Genomic DNA, 4649 nt, shown 5'->3' with positions numbered 1-4649 from the left:
GGGCACGATTGAAGAGTGACGCCCGCAAGACCTCAAGGTAGAGCCATGACGAATACTTCGGCTTCGATTTTTTGTCTTTTTCTTCAATTCCGTTTGATAATCAATGATTAATGAGAGACCTAATGCTAATTTGGTCGTGACCTAACAATCGATTCAAGACAGATTCGCAACGCAAGGCATTGCCAGTATTCTTGGATATTAGTGGTTAAGTTGTTATGCGTTAAGTTGGTTTGAGCGTTGCTCACTGCTTAATCGGGCGTTAGCATGCTTTGTACGAAATCATAGATGACATTAGATGAGATCGTAACCTACGTTTTAAGAGTATGAATACTCAGAGGCTAGGGTTATGTTTGAACATCAGAAGAAATATGAAGCATTTATTCGTGAACAGGGCGTAGGGCAAAATGACAAAGTGGCTGACTCTTGTAAGTCTTATGTTTCCTACTTAAATGGTGTGGAGAAGCATGCAAATATCAGAGTTAACTCAAAAACTCTAGCTAGCGCAAACGATATTTCGGCTATAGTCGCGAAGCTTCATGAATCACATGAAATATCTGATAGAACAATCGGCAACTACGTGTCTGCTATGAGACAGTATGTAAATATAGTGAATCAATCAGCCCCGCATGCTAACAAACTGCTTAAGAGTGATTCGCCACGCTCGGCAGTTTTAACTCCCCATACTTTTGTGATTATGGTGGTAATTTTTATTGTGGTGCTAATGTGGCTCACACCTTAGCAGGGCGTTATGTGCTTCAAGGATGAACATATGAATTACGATGATTTCAACACGTTTTGCGGTTCTTTCCCTGCCACGAGTCATGTTGTCCAATGGGGCAACTCAGATGTTTGGAAAGTTGGTGATAAAGTTTTTGCTGATCGGCGGCTGGAGTTCTGAGGAGAAAGCAGCATTTACTTTTAAAGTGTCAGACTTAAATTTTGATTTTCTGAGCAATTGTTCTGGTTATAAACCAGCGCCATACTTCGCAAATCGTGGGATGAAATGGATTCAGCAAATAGACGACGAAGGTCATCTTGACGAAGAGCTCCGTTACTATCTATCTGAATCGTATAAAATTGTTGCAAGTGGTTTAAGCAAAAAGAAACAGGTTGAGCTGGGTATTCTTTGTCAATCTGTAATACGCACATAACAAACGCCTCAAGAGGGACTGTCAACGCGTGGCGTTTCCAGTCTCAATGGGTCGAGGTGGTTACGGTTGTTGTGTTTGAGTCTAGTGGTATGCGTTGTCAGCCCCTTAGGCGGGCGTTATGTTCTATTGCATAATGACAGCAACATTTTTGTGTTGTGGTTCGGTGTTACATGAGTTTGTTAGCATGGGTTAACTGAAAAAAACAGGGTAATACTATGAAAAAACTATGTAAATCTATCACCGCAAAAGTTAGGCAATGGTATGTTGGAAAACCAACTTATTTCCCTTATTTGGGTGGATACTACGATCAGTCGTATCAAATTGGGACCACAAGCATAGTATATGACAGGCACTGGACATCAAGATTGCTGCGAAATTTCATTGAGTTGATTAAGTTGAATCCATTCGGATTTTGTATGGTAGTACTTGGTGTCTTATCACTCTTGCGTTAGCTAGAACATAACAAGGCGTTTAAGCGGGATTCATGCCGCGTGGCATTTTTGGTATGCGGTTGGTTTTGGTGGTGAAAGTGGTCTGCGGAAGCTTGGTTTATGCGGCATTCACCCCTTAACGCAGCGTTATGCAACATTGGGGGTTAAAGGTGAGTGACTTATTTTCGACAATAATTATTGTGGCTATTGGGTTAACAATTTTAGCTGTCATAGTATCGTCTATTGTTGATTTTTATAGAGATTGGCCGATCTTATCTGCAGCTTGGAGTCGAATGGAATTATTCGAAAAACGTTTGTTTTATATTGGTATTTCATTTTTTATTCTCATTCCAGCGCTAAAAGATCACCCTGCAGCGAACACCTACATTTCAAGGGTATTAATAGAAATCCTTCCAGCTCTGGCTGGTAGTTTTTTCGTTGCTGGAGTAGTTAGCTTTATGCGGCAAGTTCACGATATTCGCAATCGAAATCGCAATGGTTGATCTTATGCATAACAAACGCCTCAAGAGGGACTGTCAACGCGTGGCGTTTCCAGTCCCATTGAGCTGCGGTGGTTACAGTTGTTGTAATTGAGTTTTGTGGTAGTGCGTTGTCAGCCCCTTAGGCGGGCGTTATGCTTAATCCATAAAAATCAGCAGGTTGTGAATGTCGATTCCTTTGGGATTTCGTTCAGGTTTTGTCGGCAATTCAATATTGTTTTTCGCTGCCTAATGAAGCGGCAATGTGTCTGTCGCTGTAAATTTCAGTGTCATTGCCTCATTGAGTTGTCGTGCCCATGCGTGGTGAGTGAGTTTGTCGGAGAGGTTTTCTACATTGGCCTAGTTGCTAAATGAAAGCCTGCATTGGTTAGTTCATAGGTAAAATTTGAGTCAGTTCTAACTCAAGGAAATTCGAATTTTGGTCAATGATTTCAGTGAGTTATTCTTGAGTTCGCTCAAATGTAAAGTGTTGAAGCTTAAGCATAACAAACGCCTCAAGAGGGACTGTCAACGCGCGGCGTTTCCAGTCCCAATGAGCCGAAGTGGTTTCGGTTGTTGTGTTTGAGTTTGGTTGTGATGCGTTGTCAGCCCCTTAGGCGGGCGTTAGCTTCTTAAAGGCTAGAACCATCAAAATCTAAGCTCATTTGCTGTGAAAAATCCGCTTTTAGCGTTCAAATTCCACAACTTGGCTTTCGAGTCTTTCTGATGCTGACTTGGTAGAAAGTGTGGAATGTTCAGCAGTTTCAAAGTTGCTGAAAACCATCAAACCTCGATGCTTCAACGCTGTTGGATGTTCCACTCGGAAAGTTTGGTTTCACAAAAGGCTGCATCATCGCTGTGATCTTGCATTCTTTGTCGCGGACTCTTAACTGTGGCCAACTTAGCCTAGGTCGTTTTAAGTTCTGGTAGCCAACTTCACAGCTTTTGGCGTTGGAAGTGTGTTTGTGTGATGCTTTTGCGTAAAATGCATTTCAAGCAAATGTGTTTAAAAAGTCATTGGTAAACAATGGGCTACGAAGCTAACAAACGCCTCAAGAGGGACTGTCAACGCGTGGCGTTTCCAGTCCCATTGAGCCGCGGTGGTTACGGTTGTTGTGTTTGAGTTTAGTGTTATGCGTTGCCAGCCCCTTAGGCGGGCGTTAGATTTATTCGCCAAAATTGTGCTTAACTTCAGGGTATTTAGATAACGTTTTTTGCTTGTAACGTAATACATAGTTGGTCAATAGTTTTGCTGACACTGCATTAAACTCTTCTATTTCGAGCATGATTTTCTCGGCTTCCCCAACTAGAATTTGGTTATTAATAATGAAAGAGTGGTGAATTTGGGTTGTTTGATCTTGTGTGTAAGGTATCAGAGCTTTAACATCAAAGGACAATCTAGCCTCAATATGTGCAACACATAGATTGTTGCCTAGCTTTTGAGTGAACAAATTTACGCCGTACCGTCCATATGCACTATAGCTGCTAGCTTCTTGAAGCGAAATATCGAAATATTGGTGCTTGTCTATTGCTTCCACGCCTCTACTATTGATTTCAGAGAGAATGGCGTTGTCGAATTCCTTCTCAGACAAACTCAAGCAACCTGAACCATGATGATAACTTGCAACATATATTTTTTTTAATGTTCCAACTAAAGGCTCTATTCCAGTTGCATGGCTTTGTAGCGAAACGCCCATAAGGTAAGCGATGAATACGGTGATAAAGGTACGTACAGGTATACTCATAATTGGGAATAACTCATTATTTCTATTTAGGAAACACAGTTTAGATGAAGCTTCCCTCTTATGCTTAACAACTAAACAATTATGTGAGCAAATTAGGCAATTTAATCTAACAATGAATTTAAGAGGGATTCACAACGCTTGGCATTTTGCTTCTACTTCAAATTTAGTGTTTATGGCATAATGCTTTAGGTTTGGGTGGATGCGTTGTTCACCCCTTAATTGGGCGTTATGCTTAATCAAGTAAAATCAGTTGGTTATGGTTTTTCTTTGTTCCCTTGGCTTTTCAGTTTTGTGTTTGTCGGCAAGCTGGTTTTTTTGAGCACTGTTTTTCGGACACTTATTCTTTGGCGCTGAAAATTCAGAGAATTGCCTCAATCAATTTTCGGGTAAGCGCGAGGTGAGGGCGGTTCGCTCAATCAGAAATCCATTTCTAGGTTTTCAAACTTCAAACTAGATTTGCCAAAAATCCGAGCCTGATTATCAAAACTATGATTCATTTCGGTTTTCTACGTTTTGGCTTTTGTTTGTGAATCAAAGTCGAGTTAATCTTGGTTCTGGTCAAACGTAACCCTTTGAAGCTTAAGCATAACAAGGCGTTCAAGAGGGATTCATGCCGCGTGGCATTTTTGGTATGCGGTTGGTTTTGGTGGTGAAAGTGGTCTGCGGAAGGTTAGTTTAGGCGGCATTCACCCCTTAACGCAGCGTTAGTTTACATATCAAATTCAGAGGACGAAAATGAAAATTAGATCGGCTGAAGCGTCAGATTTAGACTCACTCTTGCGTCTAAATTATCAGATTGGAATCATGCACTTTGAAAATGCACCAGAAGCATTTGTTGAACCG

At 41.2% G+C, this 4649-nt stretch carries 5 protein-coding genes and 2 pseudogenes; 6 read left to right on the top strand and 1 reads right to left on the bottom strand.

The annotated features are described in order from the left end of the window. Positions 1–346 precede the first annotated feature (346 nt). The 6 genes and pseudogenes from D908_RS00145 to D908_RS23295 all read left to right on the top strand — a co-directional run. Positions 347–739: a hypothetical protein gene (locus D908_RS00145; protein WP_005528005.1), complete on the top strand. Its 393-nt coding sequence runs from the start codon at positions 347–349 to the stop codon at positions 737–739. Between the two features lie 30 nt (positions 740–769). Then, positions 770–1151 (top strand): annotated as a pseudogene (locus tag D908_RS00150) (MmcQ/YjbR family DNA-binding protein). A 724-nt stretch (positions 1152–1875) separates the two neighbouring features. Beyond that, positions 1876–2085, top strand: coding sequence for a hypothetical protein (locus tag D908_RS22385; protein WP_032467791.1), 210 nt, complete (start codon positions 1876–1878; stop codon positions 2083–2085). A 159-nt stretch (positions 2086–2244) separates the two neighbouring features. Next, entirely contained in the window at positions 2245–2436 is a 192-nt protein-coding gene (locus tag D908_RS00155; protein WP_005527996.1) for a DUF3709 domain-containing protein, read from the top strand. A gap of 429 nt (positions 2437–2865) precedes the next feature. After that, the gene (locus tag D908_RS22870; RefSeq protein ID WP_080551860.1) at positions 2866–2991 is read left to right on the top strand and encodes a DUF645 family protein; all 126 of its coding nucleotides are present in this window, start codon (positions 2866–2868) and stop codon (positions 2989–2991) included. Beyond that, positions 2972–3085 (top strand): annotated as a pseudogene (locus tag D908_RS23295) (DUF645 family protein); the annotation flags it as partial. The gene D908_RS22870 and the pseudogene D908_RS23295, both read left to right, overlap by 20 nt. Before the next feature lie 142 nt (positions 3086–3227). Here the strand turns inward: D908_RS23295 and D908_RS00165 are convergent. Continuing rightward, positions 3228–3806 (bottom strand): hypothetical protein, encoded by a 579-nt coding sequence (locus tag D908_RS00165; RefSeq protein ID WP_005527990.1) that lies wholly within the window; start codon positions 3804–3806, stop codon positions 3228–3230. Between the last annotated feature and the right edge of the window lie 843 nt (positions 3807–4649).

It is taken from the genome of Vibrio mimicus CAIM 602, from assembly GCF_000338875.1.
GTDB classification, from domain to species: domain Bacteria; phylum Pseudomonadota; class Gammaproteobacteria; order Enterobacterales; family Vibrionaceae; genus Vibrio; species Vibrio mimicus.
The sequence above is the reverse complement of the archived record's forward strand: the minus strand, read 5'-3'. Positions and strand labels throughout refer to the sequence as shown.

Excerpts from the sequence above, each read along its gene's own strand:
- D908_RS00165 (WP_005527990.1), bottom strand. The coding sequence starts at position 3,806 with ATGAGTATACCTGTACGTACCTTTATCACCGTATTCATCGCTTACCTT.
- D908_RS22385 (WP_032467791.1), top strand. The coding sequence starts at position 1,876 with ATGGAATTATTCGAAAAACGTTTGTTTTATATTGGTATTTCATTTTTT.
- D908_RS00145 (WP_005528005.1), top strand. The coding sequence starts at position 347 with ATGTTTGAACATCAGAAGAAATATGAAGCATTTATTCGTGAACAGGGC.